The 15539-nt window shown below is 62.5% G+C and carries 13 protein-coding genes and 2 pseudogenes; 9 read left to right on the top strand and 6 right to left on the bottom strand.

Annotated elements, in window-relative coordinates; translation table 11 throughout:
- Positions 1 to 64 precede the first annotated feature (64 nt).
- Positions 65 to 877 (top strand): orotidine-5'-phosphate decarboxylase, encoded by an 813-nt coding sequence (pyrF, locus tag QCE79_RS12050; protein ID WP_250465655.1) that lies wholly within the window; start codon positions 65 to 67, stop codon positions 875 to 877.
- Positions 878 to 1033: 156 nt separating this feature from the next.
- On the opposite strand, the gene QCE79_RS12045 is transcribed toward pyrF, so the two are convergent.
- From QCE79_RS12045 to thiL, 3 genes are read right to left on the bottom strand one after another with little or no spacing between them, the layout of a single operon-like run.
- On the bottom strand, positions 1034 to 1534 hold the full coding sequence (locus QCE79_RS12045) for a CinA family protein (RefSeq protein ID WP_244826243.1): 501 nt from the start codon (positions 1532 to 1534) through the stop codon (positions 1034 to 1036).
- A 39-nt stretch (positions 1535 to 1573) separates the two neighbouring features.
- Positions 1574 to 2113, bottom strand: a complete 540-nt coding sequence (locus tag QCE79_RS12040; protein ID WP_244826242.1) for a phosphatidylglycerophosphatase A — start codon at positions 2111 to 2113, stop codon at positions 1574 to 1576.
- Positions 2103 to 3107, bottom strand: coding sequence for a thiamine-phosphate kinase (gene thiL / locus QCE79_RS12035; protein WP_250465738.1), 1005 nt, complete (start codon positions 3105 to 3107; stop codon positions 2103 to 2105). The genes QCE79_RS12040 and thiL overlap by 11 nt, the downstream gene beginning before the upstream one ends.
- Positions 3108 to 3370: 263 nt before the next feature.
- On the opposite strand from thiL, the gene QCE79_RS12030 reads away from it, so the two are divergent.
- From QCE79_RS12030 to QCE79_RS12020, 4 genes and pseudogenes are all read left to right on the top strand, one after another.
- Positions 3371 to 5665 (top strand): NADP-dependent malic enzyme, encoded by a 2295-nt coding sequence (locus QCE79_RS12030; RefSeq protein ID WP_250492722.1) that lies wholly within the window; start codon positions 3371 to 3373, stop codon positions 5663 to 5665.
- A 453-nt stretch (positions 5666 to 6118) separates the two neighbouring features.
- Positions 6119 to 6637, top strand: a complete 519-nt coding sequence (locus QCE79_RS12025) for a ribonuclease (protein ID WP_250509480.1) — start codon at positions 6119 to 6121, stop codon at positions 6635 to 6637.
- A gap of 15 nt (positions 6638 to 6652) precedes the next feature.
- Positions 6653 to 6760: pseudogene (locus tag QCE79_RS39340) on the top strand (barnase inhibitor); the annotation flags it as partial.
- Between the two features lie 69 nt (positions 6761 to 6829).
- Positions 6830 to 7225, top strand: a pseudogene (locus tag QCE79_RS12020) (barstar family protein); the annotation flags it as partial.
- Between the two features lie 99 nt (positions 7226 to 7324).
- Here the strand turns inward: QCE79_RS12020 and QCE79_RS12015 are convergent.
- Positions 7325 to 8062, bottom strand: a complete 738-nt coding sequence (locus QCE79_RS12015; RefSeq protein WP_250465647.1) for a 16S rRNA (uracil(1498)-N(3))-methyltransferase — start codon at positions 8060 to 8062, stop codon at positions 7325 to 7327.
- 64 nt (positions 8063 to 8126) lie between these two features.
- Positions 8127 to 8540: a glyoxalase/bleomycin resistance/extradiol dioxygenase family protein gene (locus tag QCE79_RS12010; RefSeq protein WP_244826237.1), complete on the bottom strand. Its 414-nt coding sequence runs from the start codon at positions 8538 to 8540 to the stop codon at positions 8127 to 8129.
- A 347-nt stretch (positions 8541 to 8887) separates the two neighbouring features.
- Here QCE79_RS12010 and tkt point away from each other — a divergent pair, with 347 nt between their 5' ends.
- Together tkt and gap are read left to right on the top strand one after the other, a co-directional pair.
- Positions 8888 to 10939: a transketolase gene (gene tkt, locus QCE79_RS12005; RefSeq protein WP_309844382.1), complete on the top strand. Its 2052-nt coding sequence runs from the start codon at positions 8888 to 8890 to the stop codon at positions 10937 to 10939.
- 42 nt (positions 10940 to 10981) lie between these two features.
- Positions 10982 to 11992, top strand: coding sequence for a type I glyceraldehyde-3-phosphate dehydrogenase (gene gap, locus QCE79_RS12000; RefSeq protein ID WP_244826235.1), 1011 nt, complete (start codon positions 10982 to 10984; stop codon positions 11990 to 11992).
- A gap of 213 nt (positions 11993 to 12205) precedes the next feature.
- On the opposite strand, the gene QCE79_RS11995 is transcribed toward gap, so the two are convergent.
- Positions 12206 to 12901 (bottom strand): FadR/GntR family transcriptional regulator, encoded by a 696-nt coding sequence (locus QCE79_RS11995; protein ID WP_244826234.1) that lies wholly within the window; start codon positions 12899 to 12901, stop codon positions 12206 to 12208.
- 230 nt (positions 12902 to 13131) lie between these two features.
- Here QCE79_RS11995 and QCE79_RS11990 point away from each other — a divergent pair, with 230 nt between their 5' ends.
- Entirely contained in the window at positions 13132 to 14451 is a 1320-nt protein-coding gene (locus tag QCE79_RS11990; protein WP_309844379.1) for a C4-dicarboxylate transporter DctA, read from the top strand.
- Between the two features lie 41 nt (positions 14452 to 14492).
- Positions 14493 to 15512, top strand: a complete 1020-nt coding sequence (gene alc, locus QCE79_RS11985; RefSeq protein ID WP_250492720.1) for an allantoicase — start codon at positions 14493 to 14495, stop codon at positions 15510 to 15512.
- The last annotated feature ends 27 nt before the right edge of the window (positions 15513 to 15539 follow it).

The raw sequence follows: 15539 nt of genomic DNA, 5'->3' as shown, positions 1-15539 counted from the left end.
AGTAGGGTGGAACGCCGGCACGTTAAAATGCGTGCCATCGACGTTCTTCGAGAAGCCTCCCGCCATGTCCTTCATTCAATCGCTCAACGCCGCGTGGTCGCGCACGCAATCGCTGCTGTGCGTCGGTCTCGATCCCGAGCCGTCGAAGTTCCCGGCCGCGCTCAAGGGCCGTTCGGACGCGATCTTCGAGTTCTGCCGCGATATCGTCGATGCCACCGCGCCTTACGCGTCATCGTTCAAACCGCAGATCGCGTACTTCGCGTCGAATCGCGCGGAAGATCAACTCGAAGCGCTGATCGCGCATATCCACGAGAAGCATCCCGGCATTCCCGTGATCCTGGATGCCAAGCGCGGCGACATCGGCAGCACGGCGGAGCAATATGCGCGCGAGGCGTTCGAGCGCTATCGTGCGGATGCGGTCACGGTCAACCCGTACATGGGTTTCGATTCCATCGAGCCGTATCTCGCGCATAAAGGCAAGGGCGTGATCGTGTTGTGCCGGACCTCGAACGCGGGCGGCTCCGATCTGCAGTTTCTCGATACAGGCGGCAGGCCGCTTTATCACGTGGTCGCGACGCTTGCGGCCGAAAGGTGGAATAAGAACGGTCAGCTCGGACTCGTGGTTGGCGCGACGTTTCCGAGGGAAATCGAAGCGGTGCGTTGCATTGTCGGCGAGATGCCGTTGTTGATTCCAGGTATCGGCGCGCAAGGCGGAGATGTCGAAAGAACCGTGCGCGCGGGCCGCACTGGCAACGGCACGGGCATGCTGATCAATTCGTCGCGCGCGATCATCTACGCGAGCAAGGGCGAGGATTACGCTCAAGCCGCTGCGGACGCGGCGAAGAAAACGCGCGATTCGATCAACGCGTATCGATAAGAACGATGCGCGGCTTCGGCAATGCGACGATGCATTAAAGCCGCGCTGAAACGTGGATCAGCGGGTACCGATGAATGCGCGGCGTTTCAACGCTACGCCAACTCACGACCAATACCGCGAAGTCAGAACGCGATGCGATCGAAGCCACATCGCCGCTTACTTCTCCCTGCGCTCCAGCAACTCCAGCAAGCCCCTCAACGCATGCGCCGCCGCCTGCGTGCGTACTTGTTCGCGGTCCCCCTTGAACAACTGCGTCTCGACAGCCGTATGCAGCCGATTGCTCCACGCAAACGACACCGTTCCCACCGGCTTCGCCTCGCTGCCGCCCCCTGGCCCCGCCACGCCCGTGATCGACACCGCCACCTGCGCGCGGCTGTTGCGCAAGGCGCCTTCGGCCATTGCTTTCGCCACCGGCTCGCTCACCGCGCCATGCTGTTCGATCAACGCAGCCGGCACGCCGATCATCTCGGTCTTCGCGAGGTTCGAATACGTGACGAAGCCGCGCTCGAACCACGCACTGCTGCCGGAAATATCCGTGATCGCCGCCGCGACCATGCCGCCCGTGCACGACTCGGCGGTCGCGAGCGTCAGCCGTTCGTCGCGGAGCTTGTTGCCGACGCGAATCGCGAGTTGGTGAACGACGGTATCGGTTGCCATGACGATGTTCCGAAGGGTTGAAGGTGAGAAGAACGACCGTCAGACGGTCATGCGCCAGAGCGCGATCACGAGCAGCGAGAAGAACGCCGCGACCAGGTCGTCGAACATGATGCCGAAGCCGCCTTTCAAATGGCGGTCGAAATAGCGAATGGGCGGTGGCTTGACCATATCGAAAAAGCGAAACACGACGAACGCCCACAACTGTCCGGTGAACGTCGCGGGCGTGACGAGCAGCAGCACGAGCCAGAACGCGATGATCTCGTCCCACACGACCGCCGACGGGTCCGCGACATTCATCTTCTTCGCGGTGAAGCCGCAGAACCAGCATCCGGCAACAAAGCCGATGACGATCAGCGCGCCCCATTCGGCCACCGTCAGATACTGATTGAACACGACGAACGAAACCCACGCGAAGAGCGTACCGACGGTGCCGGGCATGATCGGCGAAAGCCCGCTGCCGAAACCGAGCGAAAGAATATGCAGCGGATGCGTGAGCATGAAGCGCGCGCTCGGCTTGCGCGGCGCGCCGCGCGCAGTTGGGGGATCGCCCGGGAGCGCCGGGGTCGGGTCAGTCTGCATGAAAGTGGTCGAAGCCTTGCAACGTCAGTGAAAGCGGCGCGCCCGTGTTGTCGCGCCAGTCGATGGCGGGCGTACTCGTCGTGCACGGCGCGCTCATCGCTTCGATTGTACCGATGCGCGTCAACGCCACGCCCACGCGTTCTGCAATGCGAGCCACGGCGTCACGCCGCTCGCGCGGCGCGGTGAAGCAGAGTTCGTAGTCGTCGCCGCCCGCGAGCGCGCATTGGCGGCGCGCGGCTTCGGGCAACGCGCGAACGGCATCGGAGCACGGCACGGCGTCGGCATCGACGATGGCGCGCACGTTCGACCGCCTGAGGATATGCATGAGATCGCCGGCCAGGCCATCGGAGATATCGAGCGCCGCGTGCGCGACGCCGCGCAGCGCGAGACCGAGCGCCACGCGCGGCTCGGGGCGTTCGAGCGCCACGTTCCATGCGGACGACGCCGCCGGCCATTCGCCGCGTATTGCGCCGAGTCCCGCGCGGGCATCGCCCAAGGTGCCGGAAACGTAGATGTCGTCGTCGGGCTTCGCGGCATCGCGACGCAATGCCGCGCCGTGCGGCACGTCGCCGAAAACGGTGATGCAGATGTTGAGCGGACCGCTCGTGGTGTCGCCACCGATCAGCGCGCAGTCGAAGCGCTGCGCGAGCGCGAAGAGGCCGTCGCTGAATGCGGCGAGCCACGCTTCGTCGGCGCGCGGCAAGGCGAGCGCAAGCGTGAACGCGTGCGGCTTCGCGCCCATCGCGGCGAGATCGGAAAGGTTCACGGCGAGCGCCTTGTGGCCGAGCGCGTTCGGATCGACATCGGGAAAGAAGTGACGGCCTTCGACCAGCATGTCCGTGGAAATAGCCAGTTGATGTCCGGCGGGCGGCGCGATCAGCGCGCAATCGTCACCGATGCCAAGCGGCATGGCGGCCGCGTTGTCGTGTCGTGACGATGGCGGGCTCGCGCGGCGGGCGAAGTATCGATCGATCAGTGAAAACTCGGAGAGCATCGTGGGCGTCAAGGCTGATTGTTGCGCTGCAAGATAGAAATGTATTGGACGGCAAAATGCATCGGCGAGCGGTGAACGTACCCGCATCGTGTCTCGAAAAAACCGGCCGATGCGCTGAAAGCCTTACTGCGCTTCAGGATCAGAACTTTTAAAGTCACGGCACTTGTAGCTGAATTGCATGGACTGCGGGCTAAAGCGCTACACGAATGGCGCTACAATGCGTTCGAACTTCCATTCTAATTCCCGCACTGCTAGCCCGCCTTATGACGACTGACGCCAATACCAAGCTTCGCGAAGCCGCGCTCGACTATCACGAGTTTCCGGTCCCCGGAAAGATCGCAATTGCGCCGACCAAGCAGATGATCAACCAGCGCGATCTCGCGCTGGCTTACTCGCCGGGCGTCGCGTTCGCGTGCGAGGCGATCGTTGAAAATCCGCTCAACGCCGCACGTTTCACCGCGCGCAGCAACCTCGTGGGCGTCGTGTCGAACGGCACGGCGGTGCTGGGTCTCGGCAACATCGGTCCGCTCGCTTCCAAGCCGGTGATGGAAGGCAAGGCCGTGCTCTTCAAGAAGTTCGCGGGCATCGACGTGTTCGACATCGAGCTCAACGAAAGCGATCCGCACAAGCTCGTCGAAGTGGTCGCCGCGCTCGAACCGACGTTCGGCGGCATCAATCTGGAAGATATCAAGGCGCCGGATTGCTTCATCGTCGAGCGCGAGTGCCGCAAGCGCATGAAGATTCCTGTCTTCCATGACGATCAGCACGGCACGGCTATCGTGGTTGCGGCAGCCATCACCAACGGCCTGAAGGTGGTCGGCAAGGACATCGCCGAAGTAAAGCTCGTGGCGTCCGGCGCGGGCGCGGCGGCGCTGGCCTGTCTCACCTTGCTCGTCGATCTCGGCATGAAGATCGAGAACATCTTCGTCACGGACTTGGCCGGCGTGGTCTATAAAGGCCGCACCGAACTCATGGACCCGGACAAGGAACGCTTTGCTCGCGAGACCAGCGCGCGCACGCTCGCCGAAGTGATGGAAGGCGCGGACGTGTTCCTCGGCTTGTCGGCAGGCGGCGTGCTCAAGCAGGAAATGGTCAAGGGCATGGCCGCGAAGCCGCTCATTCTCGCGCTTGCCAATCCGACGCCGGAAATCCTGCCGGAACTCGCGCTCGAAGTGCGCCCCGATGCCGTGCTCGCCACCGGCCGCACGGACTACCCGAATCAGGTCAACAACGTTCTGTGCTTTCCGTTCATCTTCCGTGGCGCGCTCGATGCGGGCGCGACGACCATCACGAAGGAAATGGAAATCGCGGCGGTGAATGCAATCGCGGAACTAGCGCGTCAGGAACAAAGCGATATCGTCGCGACCGCGTACGGCATTCAGGACTTGTCGTTCGGCCCCGAGTATCTGATTCCGAAGCCTTTCGATCCGCGTCTCATCGTGAAGATTGCGCCAGCGGTGGCCAAGGCCGCGATGGACAGCGGCGTGGCGACGCGTCCTATCGAGGACATGGACGCCTACGAACAGCACTTGCAGCAGTTCGTCTACCACAGCGGCACGACCATGAAGCCCGTGTTCCAGCTCGCGCGCAGCGTGGAGCCGGAGAAGAAGCGCATCGTGTTCGCGGAAGGCGAGGAAGAGCGCGTGCTGCGCGCCGTGCAGATCGCCGTCGACGAAAAAATCGCCAAGCCGATTCTCATCGGCCGGCCGGCGGTCATCAGACAGCGCATCACGAAGTTCGGTCTGCGTCTCACGCCGGATGTCGACTTCACGATGGTCGACACCGATCACGACGAGCGCTACCGCGACTTCTGGCAGACGTACTACAAGATGATGGCGCGCAAGGGTATCAGCGAGCAGATGGCCAAGCTCGAGATGCGCCGCCGCACCACGCTCATCGGCGCGATGCTGGTGGAAAAGGGCGAAGCCGACGGCATGATCTGCGGTACGGTAAGCACGACGCATCGGCATTTGCACTTCATCGATCAGGTGATCGGCAAGAAGGAAGGCGCGAAGGTCTACGCGGCCATGAACGGCCTCGTGTTGCCGGGCCGCCAGATTTTCCTGGCCGACACGCACGTCAACGTCGACCCGACGCCCGAGCAACTCGCGGAAATCACCATCATGGCGGCGGAAGAGGTGAAGCGTTTCGGCATCGTGCCGAAGATCGCGCTGCTGTCGCATTCGAACTTCGGCACGAGCAACGCGCCGACCGCGCAGAAGATGCGCGAGGTGCTGGCTATCCTCAAGCAACGCGCGCCCGATCTCGACGTCGATGGCGAAATGCACGGCGACGTCGCGCTCGACTCACGTCTGCGCAAGGAAGTGCTGCCGGAATCGACGCTCGAAGGCGACGCCAATTTGCTGATCCTGCCTAACATCGACGCCGCGAACATCTCGTACAACCTGCTGAAGACTGCGGCGGGCAACAACATTGCCATCGGTCCGATGCTCCTCGGCGCGGCAAAACCGGTGCACGTGCTGACGGCATCGGCGACGGTGCGGCGTATCGTCAACATGACGGCGCTGCTCGTGGCGGACGCGACGGCTGCACGGTGAACGAATGAACTGAGCGTCTGCCGTACGACGACGTGCCAATTGAACGCGGCGGAATTTTCCGCCGCGTTTTTTTTTCGGCAGCAAAAAACGCGGGCGAAAAAAAAGCGTGCCGTGGGTCGTTGGCACGCTTCGAGGCAAGAGCAAAGGGGATTCACTCGCCCTCCAAGGGTCAAAAACAGAGCCTCGGCGGAGCGCCTGCCGTGAAGCCGACAAGTGAGGCGACTCGTCATATGGCTTCGCGGCTCTGCGGGACAAATTATTATCTCGTTCAGGATAAAAATCTCTCAGATTTGGGCTAAATATTGACTTGATTTTTTGCCAATCTCCATGCTTTTTGGCAATTTCAAGGAAGAATTGCCGATTTCTCGCGGAACGTTGCTTCCCCTTGTCATTAGCGATACCCTTGCATCTTTCATGGTCGTCGAATTCTGATAACGCGGGGACAACCGTTTCGTGATGCGTGCATGGGTTTCAACCATCGTCGCCTTGAGTCTCATTCTTGGCGGGTGTGGCAAGGACGAATCCCGTGGCGGCGCACCAGATGCGGCATCCGCGGGTCCCGCTGCCATTCAGGCAAGCGAGGCGCCGGGAACGCCCGCCGAATCGGCAGGGTCTCTTGGTCGGGGACCGGTGCGGGAACCCACGCAACGGTCTGCCGAATCCGGCCGGCCTGAGCGTGACGGGCTCGCCACCATCGGCATTGCGCAGTTGCCGAAGCAGGCAGTGGCGACATTGCGGCTGATCGAAGCGGGCGGCCCTTTCCCTTATCCAAAGGACGGAGTCGTGTTCGGCAATCGCGAGCGTGTGCTGCCGCGGCATCCGCGTGGTTATTACCACGAGTACACGGTGCCCACGCCGCGTTCGCGTGACCGGGGCGCCCGGCGAATCGTGTGTGGCGGGTCGAAGCGGCAGACCGGCGACTGCTACTACACGGACGACCATTACGCCAGTTTCAAACGCATTGCGGACTAACTAGGGATTAACGGCATGAGCGACAACATCTACGCGCACGACAACGGCGTCGCGAGTGATCTTTTCGCAACCGGCGATGGCAACCTGTTCCAGCGAGTATTGCGGCTACGCATGACAGAACACGACAACAGACCCGATGACGAGCCGAATCCGGTGCAGGCGCATCCTCAGGAACCGGCGGAGGAATCCGAGTCTCTTTTCGCGACGGTGCGGCCGAATATCGTGCAATCCATCCGCGCGTTCCGTGTTCAGGAACTCGCCGACGAAGCGAATCGACTCGAACAGCATTTTCTTTACGCGTATCTCGGGCAGGCGCAGAGCAAGCAGGAAATCCTGGAGACCATTGCGACGTCGTTCCTGTTTCCCAAGCACTTCGGCAAGAACTACGACGCGCTGTACGACTCGCTGACCGATCTCGTCCACAAGGCGGGCTCGCAACCGGGCTTCGTGATCGTGCTGGAGCAATTGCCGATTGCGCAGAAATTCGACAAGGAAGGGCGCGAGACGCTGCTCGACGTGTTCCGCGACGCGGCCGAGTTCTGGGCCGAACGGCGCGTGGCGTTCCGCGTGTTCTATTCGTTCGTGTGACGCGCTGAAGCGAGCGCTGCTCGCGCGACGTTTAAAAATGAATCAGCCCGATGGGTCTTGCTCATCGGGCTGATTTTGTTTTGCGGGCTGTCGTCCCGTTCACCAGCCGCCCCAACGCGCGGCGAGCGCGGCCAGTACCGCGATTCCCGCCGTCTCCGTGCGCAACACGCGCGGTCCGAGACCGAGCGCGGAGAAACCCGCCGCCACGATCTCACTTTCTTCCGATGGCGAAAATCCCGCCTCCGGTCCAATCAGCAAAGTCACCGGTTCGCGCGGCGCTTTCGCGGGCAGCGTCGCGAACGTGAGTTCCGCGCGCGGCGAAAGCAGCAAGCGCAGCTCACCATCGGAGGCGGGCGGCAAGTCGGCGAGCCACGCGTCGAGATCGCGCGGCGGCGCGACGTGCGGTACGCGATTGCGTCCGCATTGCTCGCAGGCGGCGCGAACGAGCGCTTGCCAGTGCGCCTGACGCTTGAGCGCGCGCTCGCCCGCAAGCCGCACGACGCCGCGCTCGGTTGTCAGCGGCACGATATCCGCGACGCCCAGCTCCACCGTTTTCTCGATCAGCCAGTCCATCTTGTCGCCGCCTGCGACGCCTTGCGCGAGTATCACGCGATACGGCGGCTCCGCGTCACGTTCGTCGTGTTCGTCGATCCGCGCGCTGGCCGCACGTTTCGCGATCTCGGTCAGCTCCGCGCGATACTCGCCGCCTTCGCCATCGAAGAGCGTGATGACATCGCCGGTCTGGAGGCGCAGGACGTGCACGTGGCGCACGACATCGTCGGGGAGGGGCAAGGTTTGGCCCACCGCGAGCGGGCCGTCAACGTAAAAGCGTGGCATAGGTAACGATCGCGGATGCAGAACCCGCGGATAGTGAAGTTGCCTTGAGGGAATGAAACAGCGCTTAGTTCAGATGCCGCGCAATCGCCCAGCGATAGCCATCCGGATCTTCGATCTGCGCAAAGCGGTCGCCCCAGAACTGATCCTGTGGCTCGATGAGCGCTTTCGCGCCCACGGCGATGGCCTGCGCGAAGGTGGCATCCACGTCGTCCACATAAAGATAGAACGACTGCGGCGCCATGATGCCGGAGCTCTTCGGCGTGCGCGCCTGCGAGCCGTAAGCGCCCTCCGGCGCGAACATCACGATCAACTGGCCGCGATACGTCATCTCGACGTGGATGATGCTGCCATCGTCGTTCACGCTGTCGCGCACCGCGAAGCCGAGCGCTTTCTCGTAGAACCCGATGCTCACGCGCGCATCGCGCACGGTGAGATAGGGCGTCAACCAGGGCACGTCGGCCGGGCGTGGGTCTGTCATCGAAAGCACTCCTTCAAGCCTTGCTGCACGAATACGGTGAGGGACATTCTGCCACGAAGCCCGGCATGCCATCCGGAGGCGCCGGCGCTCGAAGCGAAGCAGCCGCTGCACGGAACGTGCCCGCCGCGATGGTCAGCGATGCGCGTCGAACGGCGATGCTTTGGCGCTTGCTCGCGGCCTGTCAATCGGACCGGTCTGTTAGAATGACGGCCTCCCGATCCTCGTCGTTTCTCGTCGTTCCGGTCCTGAAAACGTTGTGTGCCGCGGGTCCGGCGCGTAGCAGAATCACTGCGGATTATTTCAGGACCAGCCGGAAGCTCCCGAGCTTTCCAAGCACTCGACACGACATGACGACCCAGCCCTCCAGTCAGACCGCCCTCATGGCCAACGCGATCCGCGCGCTTGCCATGGATGCCGTTCAACAAGCCAATTCCGGTCACCCCGGCATGCCCATGGGCATGGCCGAAATCGGCGTCGCGCTGTGGTCGCGCCATCTGAAGCACAACCCCACGAATCCGCACTGGTTCGACCGCGACCGTTTCGTTTTGTCGAATGGTCACGGCTCCATGCTGCTGTATTCGCTGCTGCACCTGACCGGCTACGACCTGCCGATCGGTGAACTGAAGAACTTCCGCCAACTGCATTCGAAGACGCCGGGCCATCCGGAAGTGGGCATGACGCCGGGCGTCGAGACCACCACCGGGCCGCTCGGTCAGGGCGTCGGCAACGCGGTCGGCATGGCGCTCGCCGAAGCATTGCTGGCGGCCGAGTTCAACAAGGCCGACGCGAAGATCGTCGATCACCATACGTATGTTTTCCTCGGCGACGGTTGCCTGATGGAAGGCATCTCGCACGAAGCCGCATCGCTCGCCGGCACGCTCAAGCTGAACAAGCTGATCGCGCTATACGACGACAACGGCATCTCCATCGACGGTCACGTCGAACACTGGTTCCACGACGACACCCCGAAGCGTTTCGAAGCCTACGGCTGGAACGTGGTTCGCGCGGTAGACGGCCATGACGTCGAAGCGGTCGATGCCGCCATCGCCACGGCGAAGAACTCGGACAAGCCCACGCTGATCTGCTGCCGCACGGTCATCGGCAAGGGTGCGCCGACGAAGGCGGGCGGTCACGACGCGCACGGCGCGCCGCTCGGCGACAAGGAAATCGCCGCGACGCGCGCGGGCCTCGGCTGGAATTACGAGCCGTTCGTGATTCCGCAGGAAGTCTATGCGGCGTGGGACGCGAAGGAACAAGGCACGCACGCCGAAGCCGAGTGGAACAAGGCGTTCGAGGCCTACCGCGCGAAGTACGGCAGCGAAGCGGTCGAATTCACGCGCCGCATGAAGGGCGAATTGCCGGCTGACTGGAAGGCGAGCGCGGTGAAGATCATCGAAGATGCGAACCAGCGCGCCGAAACGGTCGCTTCGCGCAAGGCATCGCAACAGACCATCGAAGGTCTGGCCGCTGCGTTGCCGGAACTGCTGGGCGGTTCAGCGGATCTCACGGGATCGAACCTCACGAACTGGAAAGCGTCGAAGCCCGTACGCGCCGCCGGCGACGCAGAAAACGCGAACCCCGGTCACGCGGGCATCCAGTGGGGCAACCACATCAATTACGGTGTGCGCGAATTCGGCATGAGCACGGCCATCAACGGTCTCGCGCTGCATGGCGGCTTCCGCCCGTTCGGCGGCACGTTTCTGACGTTTTCGGATTACAGCCGCAACGCGCTGCGCGTCGCGGCGCTGATGAAGTCGCGCTCCATTTTCGTGTTCACGCACGACTCCATCGGTCTTGGCGAAGATGGCCCGACGCATCAGTCGATCGAACACGTGTCGAGCCTGCGTCTGATTCCGCAACTGCAGACGTGGCGCCCGGCCGACACCGTGGAAACGGCGGTGGCCTGGACGCATGCAATCGAACATCAAGGTCCGTCCACGTTGATCTTCAGCCGGCAGAATCTGCAATTCTCGCCGCGCAACGACGTGCAGATCGCGAACATCGCGAAGGGCGGCTACGTGCTGCGCGACTGGAACGACGACATTCCGGCGCGCAAGATCATCCTCATCGCGACCGGCTCGGAAGTGCAGCTCGCGATGCAGGCGGTCGAGGCGCTGGCGAAGGACGGCATTGGCGCGCGCGTCGTCTCGATGCCCTGCACCAACGTGTTCGACAAGCAAGACGCCGAATACCGCGAGCGCGTGTTGCCCAAGGGCGTGGCGCGCGTGGCGATCGAGGCGGGCGTGACGGATTTCTGGCGCAAGTACGTGGGCCTCGAAGGCGGCGTGGTCGGGATCGACACGTTCGGCGAATCCGCACCGGCGGGCGAGCTGTTCAAGCATTTCGGCTTCACGGTGGAACATGTCGTCGAGACGGCGAAGTCCGTGCTCGCGGCCTGAACCCGGCAGTCAACGGTTTTTTTAGCCATCAGGAGATTGACCATGACGATTCGCGTTGCAATCAACGGCTACGGCCGGATCGGCCGCAATACGCTGCGAGCTTTCTACGAAAACGGCAAGAAACACGACATCGAGATCGTCGCCATCAACGATCTCGGCGATGCCAAGACGAACGCGCATTTGACGCAGTACGACACGGCGCACGGCAAGTTCCCGGGCGAAGTGTCGGTGGACGGCGATTACCTCGTCGTCAACGGCGACAAGATTCGCGTGCTGGCCAACCGCAACCCGGCCGAACTGCCGTGGGGTGAGCTGAACGTCGACGTCGTGCTGGAATGCACGGGCTTTTTCACGACGAAGGAAAAAGCGAGCGCGCACATCAAGGGTGGCGCGAAGAAGGTCATCATCTCGGCGCCGGGCGGCAAGGACGTGGACGCAACCATCGTGTATGGCGTGAACCACCACGTGCTGAAGGCATCCGACACGGTCATCTCGAACGCGTCGTGCACGACGAACTGTCTTGCGCCGCTCGTCAAGCCGCTGAACGACAAGATCGGTCTCGTGAACGGTCTGATGACCACCATCCACGCCTACACGAACGATCAGGTTTTGACCGACGTGTATCACGAAGACCTGCGTCGCGCGCGCTCGGCCACGCATAGCCAGATCCCGACGAAGACGGGCGCGGCTTCGGCGGTCGGTCTCGTGCTGCCAGAACTGAACGGCAAGCTGGACGGCTATGCCATTCGCGTGCCGACCATCAACGTGTCGGTGGTCGATCTGTCGTTCATCGCCGCACGTGATACGACGGTCGAGGAAGTCAACAAGATCATGAAGGAAGCAGCGGAAGGTTCGCTCAAGGGCATTCTCGGCTATAACGAGGCGCCGCTCGTGTCGATCGACTTCAACCACAACCCGGCTTCGTCGACATTCGATGCAACGCTCACGAAGGTGTCGGGCCGTCTCGTGAAGGTGTCGAGCTGGTACGACAACGAGTGGGGCTTCTCGAACCGCATGCTGGACACGGCTGTAGCGCTCGCGAACGCGAAGTAAGCTTGCTGCACTGACCGACGTAAAAAAAGCCGCTCTTCGGAGCGGCTTTTCTTTTCCCGCGCGTGTTCCGGCTTACGCGAAATTTCTGCCGGCAATGCGACACGATGTAAGCCGCAGCCGCAGCCGCAGCCGCAGCCGCAGCCGCCGCAGCCGCGTTCGCCGATGCCGTGCCCCTGAGATCGAGTCGACAGCGCATCGCTGGAAAGGCCGGACCTACGCTCGGTGTGGCACCGGAAAATGCACGCCCGCGCGTTGCGCCGCGTTGACGATGTGCCGCTCTATTGCAATGCCGGCTTTCTCGCCGTCTCGCGCCTTGAGTGCTTCGACGATCACCATGTGTTCGTTATAAGTCGAAAGCACGAGCTCGCGCCGATAGAACGGCAAGCGCTGGCTCTCTTTCATGATGTCGGCGCTGCCACGCAAGATGGACTCGATGGCCGCATTGCCCGCGAGACTCACGATACGCATATGGAATGCGAAGTCGAGTTGCGCGGCCTCCTCGAGTTCCGCCGCCATGAGCGCGCCTTGCAGCGCGTTCAGATTGTCATCGAGCCAGTCGATGTCGGCGTCGCCGATGGAATGCGCCGCCAGCCGCGCGACGAATCCCTCGAGCGCGAAGCGCATCTGATACGTATCGGGCAACGACGCCTGATCGGCAAACCGCCAGCCATGCGCGCTCGACGCCTGCGCGCTGCTCACATACACACCCTTGCCGGGACGGATGTGCAGCATGCCGAGCGCTTCGAGCGTGGTCAGCGCCTCGCGCAACGAAGCACGGCTGATCGCCAGTTCCTCCGATAGTTGCCGCTGCGCGGGCAGCAAACTGCCCACGGGATACATGCTTGACTCGATACGCTCGCGAATGGTCGCGATGGCGGCATCGGTCACGGTATGCGGAACGTTTTTCATAGGAAGAATTGGGAATGGCCGGTCTGACCGCCATTGTATGCGCGCCTTTCGTAAGCGTGTGCTCCGGTTCGAATCAAGCGATTCCATGCCAGAAGGCAACAGGGTAAACCGTTAGCACGCGTTGCTTGACGCGGTTATATCGGCTTTCTAATATGCCTCATCACATCACTGGTCCGACCAGTCGGAACAGTTGCCTGAAAATGAAACCCTTCAACGACAAGGAGAAGGTCGTGTCGAGATTCCTGAATTCGCTGTTCGGCAGGGTGATGATCGCGCTGGTCATCGGTATCGTGGTCGGCGCGCTTTTCCCGCACTTCGGCCAGTCGCTGCGGCCGCTCGGCGATGGCTTTCTCAAGCTCATCAAGATGGTGATCGGGCCGATCGTGTTCTGCGTCGTCGTGAGCGGCATGGCGAGCGCGGGCGATCTGAAGAAGGTCGGGCGCGTCGGTCTGAAAGCGGTGGTCTACTTCGAGATCATGACTACGCTGGCGCTCGTGATCGGCGCGATCCTCGCGTGGGTGACGCGTCCGGGCGTCGGCATGAATATCGACCTGCATACGCTCGACGCGTCGTCGCTCACGACCTACACGGAACACGCGAAGAGCCTCAAGGACACGGCGGGTTTTCTGCTGAAGATCATTCCCGATACCGCCATCGACGCCTTCGCCAAGGGCGACATCCTGCAAGTGCTGGTGTTTTCCGTGCTATTTGGCTCGGCGCTCTCGTTGCTCGGCGACAAGGCGAAACGCGTGACCGGTCTGATCGACGAACTCTCGCACGTGTTCTTTCGCATCATGGCGTTCATCATCAAGCTGGCGCCGCTCGGCGTGCTCGGCGCGATTGCGTTCACGACCGGGCAGTACGGCGTCGAATCGTTGAAGCAACTCGGCCTGCTCGTGGCCGTGTTCTATGCAAGCTGCTTCCTCTTCGTGTTCGTCGTGCTCGCAGTGGTGATGCGCCTCGCGGGCTTCTCCATCATCAAGCTCGTGCGCTATCTGCGCGAAGAATTGTCGATCGTGCTCGGCACTGCATCGTCCGATGCCGTGCTGCCGCAGATCATGCGCAAGCTCGAATGGATGGGCATCAAGGACTCGACCGTCGGCCTCGTGATTCCGACCGGCTATTCGTTCAACCTCGACGGCTTCTCGATCTACCTCACGCTCGCGGTGATCTTCATTGCGCAGGCGACCAACACGCCGCTTTCGCTGCATGACCTGATCGTCGTGGTGCTCGTGTCGCTCGTGACTTCGAAGGGCGCGCACGGCATTCCCGGCTCGGCCATCGTGATCCTTGCGGCCACGCTGTCGGCCATTCCCGCGATTCCCGTGCTCGGTCTCGTGCTGATTCTGCCGGTCGACTGGTTCGTCGGCATTGCGCGGGCGGTGACGAATCTCATCGGCAATTGCGTGGCGACCGTGGTCGTGGCCGTGTGGGAGAACGACATCGACCGGGCGCGCGCCAGGCGTGTGCTCGACCAGGACGCGGATTATCGCTTCGTGCCGGCTGCGCCCGAAACCTCGCATGGGCATGAGAACGCGCACGCGATCTGATGCCGAAGCTGCGCTCGATCTTCAAATAAAAGGACATACGAATGGCAAACCCGATTCTCGATCCCGATGCGCCCGCCTTTACGCGCCGCTATATGAACCTCGCGGACCCGCGTCTCGGCGCGCAGGCGCTCTTCGCCACGGACGAATTCTTCGCGCCGAAGGAACGCATGCTGGAGCCGCAGCCGGCGGTGTTCATTCCCGGCAAATACGACCAACACGGCAAGTGGATGGACGGCTGGGAAACGCGCCGCAAGCGCACGACGGGCTATGACTTCTGCGTCGTCAAGCTCGCGCGCGCGGGCACGATTCACGGCATCGATATCGATACGAGTCATTTCACGGGCAACTTTCCGCCGGCCGCGTCGGTCGAGGCGTGCTACAGCCCGAACGCCGATCCGGCGAGCGCGCCCGAAGACGGCGACTGGCGCGAGATCGTGCCGGCGACGACCTTGCAGGGCAATCGTCATCACTATGTCGAGATCGCCGATACGCGCGCTTACACGCACTTGCGCGTGAACATTTACCCCGATGGCGGGATCGCGCGGCTACGTGTGTATGGTCAGCCGAAGACGGATTTTTCGCGCATCGAGCGCGGCACGCTGCTGGACCTCGCGGCTGTCGAGAACGGCGCGTATCTGGTCGCGGCGAACAATCAGCACTTCGGGCCAGCATCGCAAATGCTGATGCCGGGACGCGGCGTGAATATGGGCGATGGCTGGGAAACGCGTCGCCGTCGCGAGCCGGGCAACGACTGGGCGATCGTAGCGCTGGCCGCGCCCGGCGTGATCCGCGCGATCGAAGTCGATACCGCGCATTTCAAAGGCAATTTCCCGGATCGCTGCTCGCTGCAGGCGGCGCGTGTCGAGGGCGGCACGGATGAATCGCTCGTGACGCAAGCCATGTTCTGGCCTGTGCTGCTCGACGAGCAAAAACTCGCTATGGACAACGTGCATCGCTTCGAGAAGGAGCTCGCGAAGCTCGGGCCCGTGACGCACGTGCGCTTCAATATTTTTCCGGATGGCGGCGTGTCGCGGCTGCGCGTCTTCGGCGAAATTCAATGAAGACGCCGATGCTTGTCTTGCTCGCGC

It is taken from the genome of Caballeronia sp. LZ003 (assembly GCF_031451465.1).
Taxonomy (GTDB): Bacteria; Pseudomonadota; Gammaproteobacteria; order Burkholderiales; family Burkholderiaceae; genus Caballeronia.
Note: the sequence above shows the minus strand (reverse complement) of the source record. Positions and strands in the feature narration are given on the sequence as shown.